12 protein-coding genes are annotated in these 17,111 nt (G+C 58.2%); 10 read left to right on the top strand and 2 right to left on the bottom strand.

All coding sequences use genetic code 11. The features are described 5' to 3' along the window. Window positions 1-211 precede the first annotated feature (211 nt). A complete protein-coding gene (locus HV773_RS07000; RefSeq protein ID WP_115783727.1) occupies window positions 212-1,465 on the top strand; it encodes an aspartate aminotransferase family protein in 1,254 nt (417 codons plus the stop codon). Between the two features lie 162 nt (window positions 1,466-1,627). On the opposite strand, the gene HV773_RS06995 is transcribed toward HV773_RS07000, so the two are convergent. Beyond that, window positions 1,628-2,179 (bottom strand): 2,4'-dihydroxyacetophenone dioxygenase family protein, encoded by a 552-nt coding sequence (locus HV773_RS06995; RefSeq protein WP_115783726.1) that lies wholly within the window; start codon window positions 2,177-2,179, stop codon window positions 1,628-1,630. Window positions 2,180-2,283: 104 nt separating this feature from the next. Here HV773_RS06995 and HV773_RS06990 point away from each other — a divergent pair, with 104 nt between their 5' ends. The 5 genes from HV773_RS06990 to HV773_RS06970 all read left to right on the top strand — a co-directional run bounded on the left by HV773_RS06990 (window position 2,284) and on the right by HV773_RS06970 (window position 7,705). Continuing rightward, entirely contained in the window at window positions 2,284-3,189 is a 906-nt protein-coding gene (locus HV773_RS06990; protein ID WP_115783725.1) for a LysR family transcriptional regulator, read from the top strand. A 285-nt stretch (window positions 3,190-3,474) separates the two neighbouring features. Beyond that, window positions 3,475-4,488 (top strand): ABC transporter substrate-binding protein, encoded by a 1,014-nt coding sequence (locus tag HV773_RS06985; protein WP_229758337.1) that lies wholly within the window; start codon window positions 3,475-3,477, stop codon window positions 4,486-4,488. A 91-nt stretch (window positions 4,489-4,579) separates the two neighbouring features. Further along, entirely contained in the window at window positions 4,580-5,644 is a 1,065-nt protein-coding gene (locus HV773_RS06980) for an ABC transporter ATP-binding protein (protein ID WP_115783723.1), read from the top strand. After that, window positions 5,641-6,906 (top strand): ABC transporter permease, encoded by a 1,266-nt coding sequence (locus tag HV773_RS06975; RefSeq protein ID WP_217481897.1) that lies wholly within the window; start codon window positions 5,641-5,643, stop codon window positions 6,904-6,906. The genes HV773_RS06980 and HV773_RS06975 overlap by 4 nt, the downstream gene beginning before the upstream one ends. Before the next feature lies 1 nt (window position 6,907). Then, window positions 6,908-7,705: an ABC transporter permease gene (locus HV773_RS06970; RefSeq protein WP_115783722.1), complete on the top strand. Its 798-nt coding sequence runs from the start codon at window positions 6,908-6,910 to the stop codon at window positions 7,703-7,705. Window positions 7,706-8,535: 830 nt separating this feature from the next. Here the strand turns inward: HV773_RS06970 and HV773_RS06965 are convergent. Continuing rightward, the gene (locus HV773_RS06965) at window positions 8,536-9,198 is read right to left on the bottom strand and encodes a cupin domain-containing protein (RefSeq protein ID WP_115783720.1); all 663 of its coding nucleotides are present in this window, start codon (window positions 9,196-9,198) and stop codon (window positions 8,536-8,538) included. Window positions 9,199-10,879: 1,681 nt separating this feature from the next. On the opposite strand from HV773_RS06965, the gene HV773_RS06960 reads away from it, so the two are divergent. The 4 genes from HV773_RS06960 (at window position 10,880) to HV773_RS06945 (ending at window position 16,468) form a co-directional block, all read left to right on the top strand. After that, window positions 10,880-12,505 carry an ABC transporter ATP-binding protein gene (locus HV773_RS06960; RefSeq protein ID WP_115783719.1) on the top strand — a complete coding sequence of 542 codons (1,626 nt, stop codon included), beginning with the start codon at window positions 10,880-10,882 and terminating at the stop codon, window positions 12,503-12,505. Window positions 12,506-12,516: 11 nt separating this feature from the next. After that, window positions 12,517-13,623 (top strand): ABC transporter permease, encoded by a 1,107-nt coding sequence (locus tag HV773_RS06955; RefSeq protein WP_115783718.1) that lies wholly within the window; start codon window positions 12,517-12,519, stop codon window positions 13,621-13,623. Between the two features lie 49 nt (window positions 13,624-13,672). Continuing rightward, entirely contained in the window at window positions 13,673-14,602 is a 930-nt protein-coding gene (locus HV773_RS06950) for an ABC transporter permease (RefSeq protein WP_115783717.1), read from the top strand. A gap of 414 nt (window positions 14,603-15,016) precedes the next feature. Next, complete coding sequence (locus HV773_RS06945) at window positions 15,017-16,468, top strand: NAD-dependent succinate-semialdehyde dehydrogenase (protein ID WP_115783716.1); 1,452 nt, start codon at window positions 15,017-15,019, stop codon at window positions 16,466-16,468. Window positions 16,469-17,111: the final 643 nt, after the last annotated feature.

Raw genomic sequence — 17,111 nt, 5'->3', positions numbered from 1 at the left:
AAGCTGGGTGGATGATAAAAAAACCATTGACCGTTTTTTCGTCCACCTGCACACTTCCAGTCAAATCTCCCTGCAAGCCTTTTTCACGGGTTTCCACGCGATATCCAGTTAGGCACCGGGCGTTGGGAACGCGCGTCATGAGCATGGGGTAGGTAATCGATGTCGACGCTGTGGTAGCGGCGACCGTGTCCGATTTGCACAAGGAAGCAAAATGGCTTATCTCGTTGGTGATGTTTCGAGCTCCGCTCGCTGTTTTCCGTTGATGGACGGAAAGCCGGTCGCTATTGCCCGCAGCAATGGTCCGTATGTGTGGGACGAAACGGGCAAACGATATATCGATACGGTCCTGGGTTTCGGGGGGACGATTCTTGGGCATGCGCCTGCCGCAATCGTTGAGGCCGCATCGAAGGCGTTGATGACGAACCCTCTTCCGGCGGTGAATCATTCGAGCGAAGAGGCTGCGGCAGCAGCCCTCGTGCATCGCACCGGCAAGCTAAACAAGGTGATTTTCACAAATTCCGGTAGCGAAGCCGTTCACCTTGCGTTGCGTATCGCGCGCACGTCGACTGGGAAGCGTCGAATCGTCAAAATTGCAGCGGGCTTTGACGGATGGCTCGACGGGGTGGTCTTTGGAAATGTTGGCTCAGCGGAGGCACGCTTCAAGCCAGGTCATCGACCCGCCAATGACTTCGTGACGGTCATTCGATACAACGACTTCGACGATGTCGACCAGTTGTTCACCGAATTCAATGACATCGCGGCCATCCTGGTCGAGCCCATGCTTGCGAACGCGGCATGTATCCCTGCCAAAGAAGGCTACCTGGCACATCTGCAGGCAACTGCGCACAAGCACGGCGCGCTGCTGATTTGCGATGAAGTGCTCATGGGCTTCCGTCTGCACGCGGGCCTCACGTCGCATCTGTATGGCATCGACCCAGACCTCGTGTCCGTGGGCAAGGCCATCGGCAGCGGTATTGCGGTTTCAGCTGTCATCGGAAAGGCCGAAATCATGAAGGTGGCGGAAGAGGGGCGCGCGCTGCGAGGTGGCACGTTCAGTGGTAACCCGATTGCTTGCGCAGCGGTGCTCTCGACGATGCCTGCACTCGATGAATGTGACTATCACCAACTTCGTACGCGAGGTGACTCGCTGCGCGTATCCATCGTGGAAAGCTTCAGGCGACACGGCAAGACGGTGTCGACGAGCGGATACGGCAATGTATTCAGTATCTGGTTCAGCGACGAACCGCCCGCCACTTACGACGAGGGTTTGGTGCTGGTGAACAACGAGCTGTCAATGGCGTTGCACCTTCATCTACGGCGCGAAGGCATCCTCATCATGCCGTCGCCGTACGGCCGCATGTACCTTTCGTTCTCGCATGACGATGGCGTGGTCGAGGAAATGAAACAAATCTTCGACCGCGTTGCTGAGGCGATGGCCGATATCCCCGTCGCATCCGGGGCATAAGCAAGGTTGTTTGAGGGTGTCGGCGCTGCCGGCGCCCTTTTTTGTTGGGGAAGCGGGAAGGCGTGCGCGTTCCGGGAAAGGTCGCCATGCAAAAAAGGCGCTCCGTTTCCGGTTGCGCCTTTTCAGCGTCGAGTCAAGAAACGTGGCTCGATGACCCCTTCGTTAGCGGATGAACTTGTTGACGTAGTCAGCGCCCAGCCCGATGTTCTCAAAGTGCTTACGGGCTTGCTCGATTTTCGTGAACACGTCTTCGACGGCGAGCGTCGTGCCGTACGGGTCGACGTAAGTGTAGCCGCCCGTCACGTGGAAGAGCGTCATCATCTCTTCGACGTCATCGGGAACAACGAGGGTGTGCGTTTCGCCGGGCGGTTCGGTCACGTAGTCGCCGGCCTTGGCAACCCAGTCGTGCTCAAGATAGTGCCAGCGGCCGCGCAGAGTGAAAGCGTGAACGGTGCCGCTATGACGATGGCGCGAGAGCACGCCCGCTTTACGTACGCGCAAGATGTTGACGAAATAACCGCTGGTTGCGTCGAACAGCAGGGGCTTGAAGCTGATGCCTTCCGCTTGGGACACCCACTCGTTTTCGTCGCTGTCGAGGTCCAGTGCGTTGTGGATGTAGACCTCCGGCTTGACGCCTGCCGGTTGCGGTAACTGAAAGGGGACTTTGGTGCGGTCGGGTTTCGTCACCGGCGCGCGAAAAATTTCGTCGGACATTGCTTGCCTCGTTGATGTGGGGTGTAGTCACTGTAGTGTCCGGCTCGGTAGACGTCGAGGCACCTACGATCAAGGTGATTGTGACGGTCAGTCATAGGTGAACTATGGATAAATTTGCAGAGCTGTCTGCATTCGTCGAGGTAGCCGAGTCAGGGGATTTCTCGAGCGCCGCGAGACGCCTTGATTTAACGCCCTCTGGGGTGAGCAAATCGATGACGCGGCTCGAAGAGCGCCTCGGCAGCACGCTGCTTCGCAGGTCTTCGAAGGGCATTACCTTGACCCGGGAGGGTGTGAATTTTCTTGAAGCCGCGCGCCGCGCGCTGGTCGCATTGCAGGAGGCGGAATCGTCTGCCACGCAAACACCCACGGGGACACTGAGAATCGGCTGTCTGCCGACTTTTGGCATCTATCAGCTCGCGCCTCTGATGCCGAGGTTCCAGCACGAATATCCGGGAATCCGCATTGAGTTCGCTCTCAGCAACGAAACGCGGACGCTTCTCGACCGACAGTTGGATGTTGCGATTGTGAGCGGAAATCTCCCCGACACCTCACTGGTCGCCAAGCGATTCGCCACCAGTCGGTGGCTCGCCTGTGCATCGCCGATGTATCTGCGCCGATTCGGACGTCCATCGACGCTGGAGGAATTGCGAGACCACGTCACGCTGAACTTTACGCAACGCACACCTTGGAACGTCTGGCTAGAGTCGTTGAGTGTTGATGATGACGCTGGGTTGAGGCGTCAGTACGGCGCTAATTACGGAGACATGCTGCTCGCACTCGCGCGTTCAGGCACCGGCATCGTGCGGCTTGCTGAGTATCACCTCAGCAGTGATTTGCGCTCCGGCACCGTTGAAGAAGTGCTGCAGGGGCAGCTGAATGAAGAGGACGAAGTGCTCTATCTACTCTACGAAAAACACAAGCATCTGAGTCGCCGTGTGTCCGCTTTCCTGAGCTTCATGGAGCAAAATTTCAAGGAGGGAAGCGAACCTTGGAAATCGGTCAGAGCCTAGTGTTTGCAGGGTTAACGCGTAGATTTTAGGTGGTAACCCTGATGCCGAACGTTGTGTCTATGGATGATTTTGCGTCCACGTGTAATTAAAACTTGACGGGTGAGTTTTGGTGACAAATATTCTGGTCTACCGGAGTTTATAACGTCCGGTCGAAGAAACGGACAATCGAGTGAGATGCGACAGAAACCACCTCGCTGTGGTCGCATCCATCAGGTTGCGCGACGACCATTTCATCCTAGAGGTTCAATCGTGGTATCAAAACTCAAACTGCTCACGAGTTGTTGTGTGGCCGGCGCGCTCCTGAGCGCTGTCTCTGTCGCTCAGGCTCGAGACCTGACCGTTGTTTCGTGGGGCGGCAATTTCCAGGACGCCCAGCGCGAAATCAACTTCAAACCCTTCCAGCAAATCTTGGGCAAACCTGTCTTGGACCAGAGCTGGGACGGCGGTATCGGCGTCATCCAGGCAAAGCTCAAAGCAGGCGAGCCGAACTGGGATGTGGTCGAAGTTGAATCTGAGGACCTCGGTCAAGGGTGCTCAGACGGCCTGTTCGAGAAGCTGGACTGGACGGCTCTTGGCGGCAAGAAGAGCTTCATCCCGACCGCTGTGAGCGATTGCGGTGTTGGCACGATGGTCTGGTCCACTGGTCTTTCGTACGATGCCAACGTGCTCAAGTCCGCTCCGACTTCTTGGGCAGACTTCTGGGACACGAAGAAATTCCCGGGCAAGCGAGCGCTGCGCAAGGGTCCGAAGTACACGCTCGAATTCGCGCTGATGGCGGACGGTGTTGCCCCGAAGGACGTCTACAAGGTCCTGAGCACGCCGGCAGGTGTCGACCGTGCGTTCAAGAAACTCGACCAGCTTAAGGGCGACCTCATCTGGTGGGACGCAGGTGCTGCTTCGCTGCAACTACTTGCTTCCGGACAGGTCGTGATGACCGCGGCATACAACGGCCGTATCACCGGTATTGACCGCAGCGAGAAGAAGAACTTCAAGTTTGTGTTCCCGGGCAGCATCTACGCTGTCGATTCGTGGGTGATTCTGAAGGGCTCCCCGAACAAGGCCGACGCCATGAAGTTCATCGCATACGCGAGCAAGCCTGACGTCCAGGCAAAGCTCCCGCAATACATCGCCTACGGTATGACGAACACGAAAGCCCAGGCGTTGGTGCCGCCGCAGTATGCAGCTGAGCTGCCGACCGCGACGGAAAACATGAAATCGGCTGTTCCTCTCGATGCCGATTTCTGGACTGACAACATCGGTCCGTTGACGCAACGCTTCAACGCCTGGTTGGCGAAGTAAATGTAGAAGGGCGGAGAGCCCAAAGGTACTCCGCCTCAACGTAGCAAAGCAAAGTCGAAATGAGTCGGTAACGGGACAGGTTGGAGGTTATGTGAGTGCATTCATCAGTTTTGACGCGGTTTCCAAGAGCTACGGTGACGTTAAGGTCATCGACGGTCTCAATCTGGACATCAACCGCGGCGAGTTCGTCAGCCTTCTCGGACCGTCCGGCTCAGGCAAGACCACGATGCTCATGATGCTTGCCGGCTTTGAGTCGCCGACCAGAGGCAAGATTCTCGTTGACGGCAAGCGCGTTGACCATCTACCGCCTCACGCGCGCAACATGGGTGTCGTTTTCCAAAGCTATGCGTTGTTTCCTCATATGAGCATTGCGGACAACATCGCCTTTCCACTCAAGATGCGCGGTCTGGCGAAGTCCGAGCTCAAGGCGAAGGTTGCGCGAGCATTGGACATGGTCCAGCTGTCGTCAGCGGCCGGGCGGAAACCGGCGCAACTGTCGGGTGGCCAACAACAACGTATCGCGCTTGCGCGGGCGTTGGTTTTTGAGCCCGAAGTCGTTCTGATGGACGAGCCGCTTGGCGCGTTGGACAAGCAATTGCGGGAGCACATGCAGCTGGAACTGCGCTCCCTGCATAAGTCGCTCGGACTCACCGTTGTCTTCGTGACGCACGACCAGAATGAGGCAATAACGATGTCGGACCGGATTGCCGTGTTCAACGCAGGGAAAATCGAGCAGATTGACGACCCGAAGACTATTTACTCGAAGCCGTCGACTCGATTCGTTGCGCAGTTCATTGGAGAAACGAACCTCATGAGTGGTTCAATTTCCCAATTGAACTCCGACGGCTCACTCATCGAGCTAACTGATGGCACCACGGTACTCGGTCGCGGCGACGCAAAATTCCGCCAGGGTGCGGACATCATGCTGTCTGTGCGTCCGGAAGCCCTGTCGTTCTCGCAGGTTGCGCCCGGCGCTAATGCATTGTCTGTGACCATTGAGGACCTGGTTTTCCAGGGTGACCATACGCGCGTGCATTTGAAAAGCGGCGATACGACGCTCGCGGCTCGTGTGCCGGGCGCAATCCACACTTTTGAGGTCGGTCAGGCCACAAAGGTGTACTTCGCTCCTGAAGCATGTGCGGTGGTGGCGCCATGAAGCAAGCTCACGCAAACGCAGAGGCGTACATGGCAGTACCTTTGGTTGAATCCAGTCCAGGATGGCTGGCCCGCCTTAATCGGGATGGAAAGTTGAGGGCGGTAGCGCTGGTGTTGCCGTTGGCCGTCTTCCTGTTTGTATTTTTTGCGCTCCCGCTCTTCAATGTTCTGAAGGCTGCAGTGGTGAATGACGCAGTGAAGGTCGGACTTCCGCAAACTAGCAAAGCCATCTCGAAGTGGGATGGCAAGTCGGGGGTTTCGCCTGTTATCGAACAGGCTGTTTTAAAGGACGCGGCGTGGGGCTCGGACAATCAGGATAAGTTTGGCGACGCTGTCCGTCAGCTGAACGCAGATCTTCCAGGATTTCGCAGCCTGATGGCCAAAACACAACGCGCCGTCTCGAACGCAGAAGGCAGTGACGCGTTGTCGCTGAAGCTGATGGAAATCGACCCCCGCTGGTCAGATTCGACGTACTGGCTGACCATCAAGCGGGATTCGCATGTCCTGACTGACAACAACCTGCTTGCTGCTGTCGACATGCACCGCACTGCTACGGGGGATGTCGAGTCGCTTCCGGACGGGACCTCGGCGAACCGTCTCATTATCAGTCGGACGTTTCTGGTTTCGTTCCTTGTGACTCTGCTCTGCGTTGCGATTGGTGTGCCATATGCGCTAATCGCAGCCAAGGCCACCGGTTGGCGCAGGCATCTGATGCTCACGATGGTACTCATCCCTCTGTGGACTTCCCTTCTGGTTCGTTCGGCAGCGTGGGTGGTCATCCTGCAGGACCATGGTGTGGTGAATGACACGCTGGTCGCGATTGGCGCTATCGCGCATCCATTGCAACTGATTTACAACCGCACGGGTGTATTGCTCGCCATGTCCCAGGTGCTGCTGCCGTTTATGGTGCTGCCGGTGTACAGCGCAATCCAGGCTGTTCCGAAGAATCTGATGCCCGCAGCATCGTCGCTCGGCGCGAAGCCATTGACCGCGTTCACCAAGGTGCTGCTTCCGCTTATCTTTTCGGGGATCGTGTCCGGCGCGCTGCTCGTCTTCATGTCCGCGATTGGGTACTACATCACACCGACGTTGGTTGGTGGGGCCGGCGACCAGATGATTAGCTCGGTTATCGCGTTTTACGCGACAGGAACTGCGGATTGGGGGCGTGCAGCGGCACTGGGCCTAATCCTTCTCTGCGCGACGCTCGTCCTGTACGTGGCGTATGCGCGCGTGTCGAAGTCCAACGCGCTAATGGGTGACTAAGATGCTGCGTAAAATTGTTTCCGTTATCGTGGCGGTCGTCATCATGGTGTTCCTTATCGGCCCCATCGTGGCAATCCTGCCATTAGCATTCACCTCGAATATCTTTCTGACCTATCCGATTCACGCGTTCTCGTTTCGGTGGTTCGAGACCTTGATGTCCAGCGATACCTGGCACCGCTCTATAGTGAACAGTCTGATTATAGGCTCATGCTCGACGTTGCTCGCGACCGTGCTAGGAACAATGGCGGCATTGGGGCTCCGCGGTAAGCGGCTCCCGTTCGCGGGAGCCGTCAAAACAGCGTTTCTGCTGCCGATGGTGGTACCTGCGGTCGTGCTTGGTGTTGGTACGCAGATTGTTTTTGGACGCATGGGCATCGCGAGCACCTACATCGGTGTCATCGCCGCTCATACAGTTCTTGCGCTGCCCTTCGTGCTGGTGAACGTGCTTGGCTCGTTGTCGGCAATTAATCCAGCGCTGGAGCGCGCGGCAAGCAGTCTTGGCGCCAAGCCCCTGAGCATATTCGTGCGCGTCGTGATGCCACTTGCAATGCCCGGAATTGTGTCTGGCGCAGTGTTTGCGTTCGCAACTTCGTTGGATGAAGTGGTCATCACGTTATTCGTAGCGGGTCCGAATCAGTGGACGCTTGCACTGCAGATGTTCTCGAGTCTTCGTGAAAACGTCACGCCAGCTGTCACGGCAGCAGCGTTCGTCCTCATCCTTGGGACGATGACCTTGATTGGCGTCACTGCACTGGTCAAGGCGCGTTTGCAACGCGGAGCCGCCTTGAAGGGCGCCTAAGTCGTAGGGCGTCATTCGAGACGGGTGGGTTGGGGATGCCTCAATCCACCCGCTTTTCGTTTACCGTCCGGGTTTCACGCCTGCTGATAGCGAGTGGGCAACCGGTTTCCCGTCTCGGGTGTGATTAAACAATTTTTCCGTGTGAGAAAAGACGTGCGCACGCAAACCTGCTTTACCGCGCACGCACAGGGAGTGATTCCGAGGCATCTCTCACGGCAATTAAGGTAAGCAATCTATATTTATCGATAGGTTGTGAGCGTGCACTCGACAGAGAGGGCGGTGTGCCTAAAGCCAGATGTTGGACCTTGTGGTTGTGAGCCAGGCACAACCGGATGTCCAGCAATATTGACGTCAAAGAGCTACACCTACGACGAGCTGAGAGCTGGCGTTGTCGGGTCACACGCTCGTTTCGATTCGCCGACCGGCACCGAGTATCTGCCGGACTCGATCGCACCGGCGACTGGCGCGCTGAGTTCTCTCTCGTTCGATAACTTCGAAGTGAATGGCCGATGCCAGACAACGCCCGCGATGGCTGCGGTGGCGATGTACACGTACACGAAGAGGCATGTCGCAATGCGGCGGGTTCTGCGGCCCCGAGCTGGCTTACAGTCGGTCTGATGTGCGACTATTCGCTCTCGAAGCGCACGGACCTTTACGTGCAGGGTGTGTATCGACAGGTTTCCGGCAGCGCGCTGGATTTTGCCGCAATCCCTGGCGCTGCGGGTTCATCGTCGAGCAGCAGTCAGATTGCTGCTCGCGTCGCGGTGATGCACCTGTTCTAACCGCTGGAGGCACGGTTCAGCGACAAAGGGCGGCAGTGGCGCCCTTGATTAAAACGTCGGCGGCGAAACGGCGCTTATAACTTCGCACTCTTCGTCGAACGGGTTGTACATGCGGTGAGGCTGACGGCTGTCGAAGTAGTAGGCCTCGCCTTTCTTCAGACAGTGCTCACGCGAACCGACCACGATCATAAGCTTGCCGGTTACAACGACGCCACACTCCTCAGCTTCATGAGAATACGTTTCTCCTGTGTCGGCGCCGGGGGCATATCGCTCATGGAGCATCATGATTGCCTTGCCCTTGAGATTGGAGCCGACCTGGCGGTACGAAAGTTTCTTGCCATCGGCCAGTTCTACCAACTCCTTTGCCGCGAAGAAAATCTTCTCTTCGCTCTTTGTCTCTGCCTCAGCGAAGAACTCGCTCAACGGCACATTCAGCACGTTGAGGATTCGCTTCATCGAGCTAATCGACGGACTCACCTTGTTGGCCTCAATTTGCGCGATGGTGCTGTGCGTCAGACCTGCAGCTTCGGCGAGACCTCTAATGCTAAGGCGGTGGGCCGTTCGGAGTTCTTTCAGGCGGTAGCCAATGTCCAGATGCTGGGAGCCGACATCGCTCAGTTCAGGGCCGCTCGTCTTCGACGCAGCCTTTGAGACCTTTTCGTGCGCCACCGGTGCTTTCTTGCGTTTCAGCGCTATCGCTTGGCCGGGCATGTTGTTGCATCTCCGTTTCAATCTGAGCCGCAGTCCGGGCGGACGCCCAGTATGGCTCGGCGGGGCGATCTGACCCCGACATTATCTGTCCATTTTAACATCCACGCGGTTTCCTACCAACAGCCATCATAGGCGCATGGTTTGAGCACCAGCGACGTCGGAGCCCCTGCCCGGTGGTCCGTGCCAGGCAACGCACACCAGCCTTTCGTCGGCCGGACCTGCGCAGGCTTAAATAGGATCCGCGAGTATGGTTTTATTGACGTATTCAATTTGACAGCCGACTATGTCGACGTCGATTGCATCAGCGGTCAGGTCGAGCGCGGACGGCAGTTCGGGATCTGACTGTTAGCTCTCGCCGCCCCGAGGTCTCAGCTGCTTCCAAAAATGAACATAAATTAGTATAACTAAGATGAAGAACATTATTCTCACGCTGTCGTTGTCGGCCCCTGTCTTCGCCCTAGCTCAGGGGGCTGTCACGTTGCACGGCATTGTCGACGAGGGATTTACACGTCTGGCCCACCTGACCAGCCACCGTCTTTGGCGTGAGCATCCAGTAAGGAGCTGGGACGATTGAAACCGAGCACGACCCCAACACAGCCGGGCGCTTTATTACAAAGTGCAGGGCGGCACGGGCCGTGTAACGACTTCTCCCACGAAACAGAATCGAAGTCTGCTCCGACCTCGTCGGCAGGGGCGGCAGATGGTGAGCCCCACGTTAGCGGACTAGCTCGATAAACACTCCTGGGTAAGCAGATACGCACCTCGCGGTGTCCAGCGATTTGTCATACCGTGCACGTTCGCCAATTCTCGTTCGGCTTCTTTTAGGGAGCTATCAAACCTTGCCTTGCGATTGGCACGCCGTCGTCCAATGAAGCTGACGACCGCGGCGGCTTCATTGGCTGCGTATCTGAGTTGCAACGCCAAGGTTTGCGGGTCCTCATCGATGCGCTCAGCATTTCACGCGCTTCTGTTCGTCCTATTTCCGCTAGGTACTTTCACTAGTTTTGAAAAGCTTGGCAGTTCAGTTTGTTTGCTATACATTTTGGTATACCAGTCTGGCGTACTAAAAGACCAGCGTTGCGCTACATCGAGCCCATCGATTAACCGCAGTCCGGATCTACCCTAGATGACGTGGGTGTCTCTTATGTAGCAATTCAATTTCCATCTGAGAGGAGGTGATGGGCGCATTCAAAGACCGTCGTCGCTGCTGTCACTTGCGATACCTGAGATTGCTGGGCGAGGACGTCGAGCAGAAATTGCCAAGTTGTGTCAAACAAGTGTGCAGATCGGTAAGGGAAAACGGCACGGCCGAGTGCGTTCGCACTCGGCGCTTGCTCTGTGGTAGCCCAGCCTGCCGGTGAGGTGATCTGGATAGGCAGTGGATTTGATCCGGTGAAGGAACGCGGATCTGCCGAGGCGCGGATAGGACAAGGTGCCGCTGTCCGTGTGGGAGCGCTGCGTCAACTGTCGGAATGTCGGTCACTGAGCAATATGAGATCCACGCAGCTGTCTTCGTTGCAAATACGAGCCATTGTCCGCGCCCAAGTTGCATACATCAACATCAAGCTGGCAGCTAAGGTTCATAGATCCAACCCATGTCAGATAGGATAACTAATTAAGTGATTTGGCAACAAACGCTCAATTGCAGGTTCCACGCTGCCAAGTGTCCGTGAGGAAAGATATGTCCGATTCTTCGTTTTCTTGCGATAGCAGGAGTGTCCGCCTAGTTGACGGGTTGCTTCTGGCGCCGCGTATCGAATTGTTAGGAATTACAAAGCAATACCCCGCAGTCCGCGCGAACGAGAATGTCGATTTGATCGTCGCGCCGGGCGAAATCCATGCGGTGCTCGGCGAAAACGGCGCCGGAAAAAGCACGCTGATGAAAATCATCTACGGCGCGGTGCGGCCCGACGCCGGCGAGATTCGCTGGGAAGGCGATTCGGTCGAGATCGCCAGTCCGGCAGCGGCGCGCAAGCGCGGCATCGGCATGGTGTTCCAGCACTTTTCGCTGTTCGAGACGCTCACGGTCGGCGAAAACATCGCGCTCGCACTCGACGAGCCCTTCGACCTGAAAACGCTCTCCAAACGCATCCGCGAAGTCTCGGCGGATTACGGCCTTGACATCGACCCGCAGCGCCACGTGCATAGCCTGACGGTGGGCGAGCGGCAGCGCGTCGAGATCGTGCGCTGCCTGCTGCAGAACCCGCGCCTCCTGATCATGGACGAGCCGACCTCGGTGCTCACGCCGCAGGCGGTGCGCAAGCTCTTCGAAACGCTGCGGCGCCTCGCCGCCGAAGGCTGCAGCATTCTCTACATCAGCCACAAGCTCGACGAAATTCAGGAGCTGTGCGACACCGCGACGGTCATGCGCAGCGGCCGCGTGACCGGCCATGTGAAACCGAAGGGCGAGACCCAGGCCTCGCTCGCGCAATTGATGGTCGGCCATTCATTGCCGGATTACACGCGGCGTGAACACAATCCGGGCGCGGTGCTGCTCGCTGTGAAGGAACTGTCAGTGGAGAGCGACGACCCGTTCGGGACCTCGCTGCGTGACGTGTCGTTCGGCGTGCATGCTGGCGAGATCTTCGGTATCGCGGGCGTCTCGGGCAACGGTCAGGCGGAACTGCTATCGGCGCTGTCGGGTGAAAAGCGGGGCGTGCGCGCCGACGCGGTCACGATTTGCGGCTCGGCGGCAGGGCGCCTTGGCGCGGGCGGGCGGCGGGCGCTCGGCTTCGGCTTCGTACCGGAAGAGCGTCTCGGCCGCGGCGCGGTGCCGGCCATGACGCTGTCGGAAAACGCGCTGCTCACCGCGCATCGCCAGCAGATGGTGAGTTCGGGCTGGATCAAGGCCGGCGCGATGCGCGCATTCGCGAAGCGCTGCATCGAGGCTTTCGACGTGCGTTGCGGCGGCTCCGAAGCGCTGGCGCAAAGTCTCTCGGGCGGAAATCTGCAGAAATACATCATGGGCCGCGAGATTCTGCAGGCGCCCAAGGTGCTGGTGGTCGCGCAGCCCACATGGGGTGTCGACGTCGGCGCATCGGCGTTCATCCGCCAGCAGTTGCTCGATCTGTCCGCGCGCGGCGTGGCGATTCTGGTGATTTCGGAGGAGTTGGAAGAGTTGTTCGACATCTGCGATCGCATCGCGGTGCTTGCTCGTGGCCGACTTTCGCCCGTGCGATTGAAGAGTGATACCGGTACCGAAGAGATCGGAATGTGGATGGCGGGTCTATTCGGAGAAGAAGGGGGTGCTCTTGCGACGTCACAAGGACAGTTGACTACCTCACGTCACATACAACTGCACACCTAAGGAGCTTACACGTGATCTTTTCATATCGACTCGAAGCCCGCACGACGCCCTCGCGCACCATGCAGCTCGCCGTGCCGCTGATCGCCGCGTTGCTCACGCTCGCGATCGGCTTTCTGATCTTCAGCCTCGTGGGCCGCGATCCGCTGCAGGCCATGCACGCGTTTTTCATCGAACCGCTGTCCAGCGTGAACGGCTGGTCCGAGCTGCTGCTCAAGGCCTCGCCGTTGTGCCTGATCGGGCTCGGCCTCGCGATCGGCTATCGCGCCAACGTCTGGAACATCGGCGCCGAAGGGCAGATGCTGCTCGGCGGCATTGCCGCGAGCAGCGTGGCGATCTATTTCGATCAGGCCACCGGCTGGTGGATCCTGCCTTCCATGATGATCGCCGGCGTACTGGGCGGGATGATGTGGGCGGCGATTCCCGCGCTGCTCAAGAGCCGCTTCAACACCAACGAGATTCTCGTCAGCCTGATGCTCACGTATGTCGCCACGCAACTGCTGATCTATCTGGTGAGCGGCCCGTGGCGCGACCCGCAGGGCATGAACTTCCCGCTCTCTGAGATGTTCACGGGCGACGCGCTGTACCCGACCTTCGCCGGCGACTGGCACTGGAAATGGCTGCGCGGCACGCGACTGAACGCATCGGTGTTCGTCACGCTGGTGGCGATCCCGCTCGTGTGGGTCTTCATGCGCAAGAGCTTCGCCGGCTTCCGGATGAACGTCGGTGGCCTCGCGCCGCTCGCCGCGCGCTACGCCGGTTTCTCCGATAAAAAAACCATCTGGACCTCGCTGCTGATCAGCGGCGGCCTCGCGGGCCTCGCCGGCATGGGGGAGATCGCCGGTCCGATCGGCCAGTTGCAGGCGACGTGGTCGCCGGGATACGGCTTCACCGCGATCATCGTCGTGTTCGTGGGGCGGCTGCATCCGCTGGGCATCGTGCTTGCGAGTCTGCTGATGGCGCTGCTGTATCTCGGCGGCGAAGCCGTGCAGACCTCGATGCAACTGCCGCAGGCGCTGTCCGGTGTGTTCCAGGGGCTGTTGCTGTTCTGCCTGCTGGGTGCCGACCTGTTCGTGAACTACCGCGTGCGCCGCCGTTCCCTGACCGCACAGGTTCACTGAGCAGATCACCCTCATTCGCTCATCGCTTACCAATTCCCGCCGGATCTATATGGACATTCAACAAGCCAGCTCGCTCGCCTCGAGCGCCGTCACCGCCGCAATTCCGCTGATGTTCGCCGGCGCGGGCGAACTCGTCGCCGAAAAATCGGGCGTCCTCAACCTCGGCGTCGAAGGCATGATGCTGATGGGCGCGGTAACGGGCTACGCCGTCACGGTGATTACCGGCAACCCGTGGCTCGGCGTGGTTGCCGCGATCGGCGCCGGTCTCGCCATGTCGCTGCTATTCGCGTTTCTCACGCTGACCATGCTCGCCAACCAGGTCGCCACGGGCCTCTCGCTGACGATCTTCGGCATCGGCCTCTCGGCGTATGTCGGCAAGCCCTACACGTCGGCCGCCGTGCGCGCGACCATCGACAGGTGGACCATTCCCGGCCTTTCGAAGATTCCGGTGCTCGGGCCGGCGCTGTTCAGCATGACGCCGCTGGATTACCTCGCGTTCCTGATGTTCGCCGTGATCGGCTGGTTCCTGTACCGCACGCGTGCGGGCCTTGTGCTGCGCTCGGTCGGCGAATCGCCACAGGTCGCGCGTTCGGTGGGCTTTCGGGTGGTCGGTGTGCGTTACGGGGCCGTGGCCTTCGGCGGCGGCATGGCCGGGCTCGCAGGCGGTTATTACTCGATCGTCAATCTGCACCTTTGGCAGGAGCAGCTCACCTCGGGCCGCGGCTGGATCGCGCTCGCACTGGTCGTGTTTTCAACGTGGCGGCCAGGGCGTCTGCTGATCGGCGCGCTGCTGTTCGGCGCGGTGACTGGGCTGCAGTTCTACGCGCAGGCGATCGGCGTGCCGGTGCCGACCCAATTCCTCGCGATGCTGCCGTATGTCGCGACGGTCGTGGTGCTGGTGATGATCTCGCGCAATCCGAACACGATCCGCCTGAATGCGCCGGCGTCGCTCGGCACGTCCTTTTTCAGCGCAGGGTGATCGTATCCGTGTCAGGACGGAATCGATTAGCCGCCTCGAATGCGCGCCAGAACGTGTCCGCACCATTGTCGATCCCGCATCCTACATCTAACGCGAGCGGCATATATCCGATGCCGGGGAGCGCAAACGCACGGTTTTTTCCACCCACAGCAGTTCGCCGACACTAGCATTCGTTTAGCTTCCCGCGGCCCATGCATGGCAGGCATGATCTCGCCAGAAAATGAGGTTGGACACGAGGACTGGATAGTTATGTCGAGGGGCAGGGAGTTAGTAGCCACGCGAGTAATCGGGATAAGCCAAGGCGAATTGTCTCAATGCTTTTTCGGATATGTGTGCGAGAGAAGGAGCGTGCTAAGGTGGGTGCTTCAACGTGGGGGTCAAGATGATCAAATGCGAAGCCGATTTACGTGACCTATGAACCTCAGGTGTCCACATCTCTTCGAGCAGTCGGCGTATGTAGGTGGCATTTGGGTCGACCACACTGATCTTCCGAGGATTTCTGTCACGAATCCGTCGACAGCTGAGATCATCGGCTCGGTGCCGCAAGTTACGACCGAGCAGGTACACCTAGCAATCGCTCGCGCGAACGCTGCGTTGCAGGATTGGCGGGATTGGAGCAGTCGCGAGCGCGCTTCCGTCCTGAAAGCGTGGGCGCGCATGGTTGATAGCCATCGGGAGGACCTCGCTTGGATTCTGTGCTCGGAGCAGGGAAAGCCGCTTCATGAAGCACGAGCGGAGGTCACTCAGGCCGCCAACTACCTCGAGTGGTTCGCAGAAGAAGCACGCAGAATTTATGGCGACAATATTCCTGCTCCGCGCCGTAATCAGCGTATCCGCGTTCTACATCAGCCGATCGGCGTTTGCGGCGCGATCACCTCGTGGACGTTTCCGTCGTCGATGACTGCGAGGCGAGTTGGCGCGGCGCTCGCGGCAGGCTGCACCGTGATCCATTCTCCTGACCCTCAAACACCGTTCTCTGCAATCGCGCTTGGTGTGCTTGCCGAGTGTGCCGGTTTGCCGCGCGGAGTGCTGTCGGTGCTCACAGGTGAAAAAGAGCTCATTGAGGGCGCGTTGGCGGCGAGTCCTGAGGTTAGAAAGGTGTCGTTCACTGGTTCGGTTGCAGATGGCAAGCGGTTGATGGGATTGTGTTCGCCCACTTTGAAGAAGGTATCGCTAGAGTTGGGCGCAAATTGTCCTTTCATCGTGTTTGCTGATGCGGATATCGACCTGGCGGTCAAAGGTGCATTGGATGCGCGTTTTCGGCACTCAGGCCAGGCTGCCATGTGCGCACCTCGATTCTTCGTTCACGAGGATGTGTATGAAACCTTTGTAGGTAAGCTCGTGGCGAAGGTTGCCGTGCTTCGTGTAGGTGACGGGTTCGCCGAAGACTCACAGATCGGTCCACTCATCAGCAATGATGCGGTGGTGCACCTTGAAAAGCTCGTTGATGATGCGGTCATGGCAGGCGCAACAATTGCGACGGGCGGTTCACGGTTAGTCGCGGGCTCTAACTTCTTTCGGCCGACGGTGCTCATGGACGTGGAACCCACCATGAGCGTCTGCGGCGACGAGATCTTCGGGCCCGTTGCAAGCGTCCTCCGGTTTAAGGACGAGACACAAGTTATTGCACTGGCGAATGACACGCGCACCGGACTCGCTGCGTATTTTTATACGACGGACATTAATCGCGCGTTTCGGGTAATGGAAGCGCTGGAATGTGGAGTGGTTGGAGTAAACGATAGCTTGGTGTTCAATGAAGCCGCACCGTTCGGCGGCATCAAAGAGTCGGGCATGGGGCGTGAAGGCGCACATTCCGGGATTGAGGCCTATCTGGAGGCGAAATACGTTTGCTTCGGGAATCTCTGAACAGCGAACGACCGTCATCTTTTCTAAAGTTGATTTCATAGTAACGCAAGTGTCGTGAGACACAGCATCTTGGTATGCGCCGTTGCGGTCGGGTGGACTATCTGATCGGACGAGGAAAGAAGCTCCGCCCCATGAGACAACCTTCGACCTCGCTGTGCGACTAAAGGATGCGGCCGGGCTGACGCACAGATCTGTTCTTAGCCTAGTTTAGTCTTGTCGGTTTGTTCTGAATCTAACAAGACAAGGGGAAAGTAGTAGCGAGGAATCGCTCTACATGGCCAATCGCAATAGCTGCATCACTTCTCTTGTATGTAGCGGTTGATGTCGCCCGTATGCGACCCGAGGAGAAAGGGTATCAGTCGCGCCGCAACGACGGCAGCAAGACTATTGGCTTCGGATCGGCCAGAAAGCCACTCGTGAATCGTGCAAACAAACACTATCCAAAGGAAAGTGCCGACGAGTTTGCCATCCGATGGTTAGAAGCTATTGATAGAGGGGACTACCGGGGCGCCTATATCGGACTTTATCCTATTGCAAACGCGACGATGAGCGAAGGGCAATTTATTAGCGCGATGAAGGAGGCCCGACGCCGCGTTGGTCCGACTCGTGGCAGAACATAAGTGACAAGCCGGATTGTCTATCC

Origin of the sequence: Paraburkholderia caffeinitolerans (genome assembly GCF_902859945.1) — a bacterium.
GTDB lineage: Bacteria > Pseudomonadota > Gammaproteobacteria > Burkholderiales > Burkholderiaceae > Paraburkholderia > Paraburkholderia caffeinitolerans.
This window is presented reverse-complemented; position numbering and strand designations above follow the sequence as displayed.

Coding starts and splice junctions, on each gene's coding strand:
- HV773_RS07000 (WP_115783727.1), top strand. CDS start 212: ATGGCTTATCTCGTTGGTGATGTTTCGAGCTCCGCTCGCTGTTTTCCG.
- HV773_RS06995 (WP_115783726.1), bottom strand. CDS start 2,179: ATGTCCGACGAAATTTTTCGCGCGCCGGTGACGAAACCCGACCGCACC.
- HV773_RS06990 (WP_115783725.1), top strand. CDS start 2,284: ATGGATAAATTTGCAGAGCTGTCTGCATTCGTCGAGGTAGCCGAGTCA.
- HV773_RS06975 (WP_217481897.1), top strand. CDS start 5,641: ATGAAGCAAGCTCACGCAAACGCAGAGGCGTACATGGCAGTACCTTTG.
- HV773_RS06970 (WP_115783722.1), top strand. CDS start 6,908: ATGCTGCGTAAAATTGTTTCCGTTATCGTGGCGGTCGTCATCATGGTG.
- HV773_RS06965 (WP_115783720.1), bottom strand. CDS start 9,198: ATGCCCGGCCAAGCGATAGCGCTGAAACGCAAGAAAGCACCGGTGGCG.
- HV773_RS06960 (WP_115783719.1), top strand. CDS start 10,880: ATGTCCGATTCTTCGTTTTCTTGCGATAGCAGGAGTGTCCGCCTAGTT.
- HV773_RS06950 (WP_115783717.1), top strand. CDS start 13,673: ATGGACATTCAACAAGCCAGCTCGCTCGCCTCGAGCGCCGTCACCGCC.
- HV773_RS06945 (WP_115783716.1), top strand. CDS start 15,017: ATGAACCTCAGGTGTCCACATCTCTTCGAGCAGTCGGCGTATGTAGGT.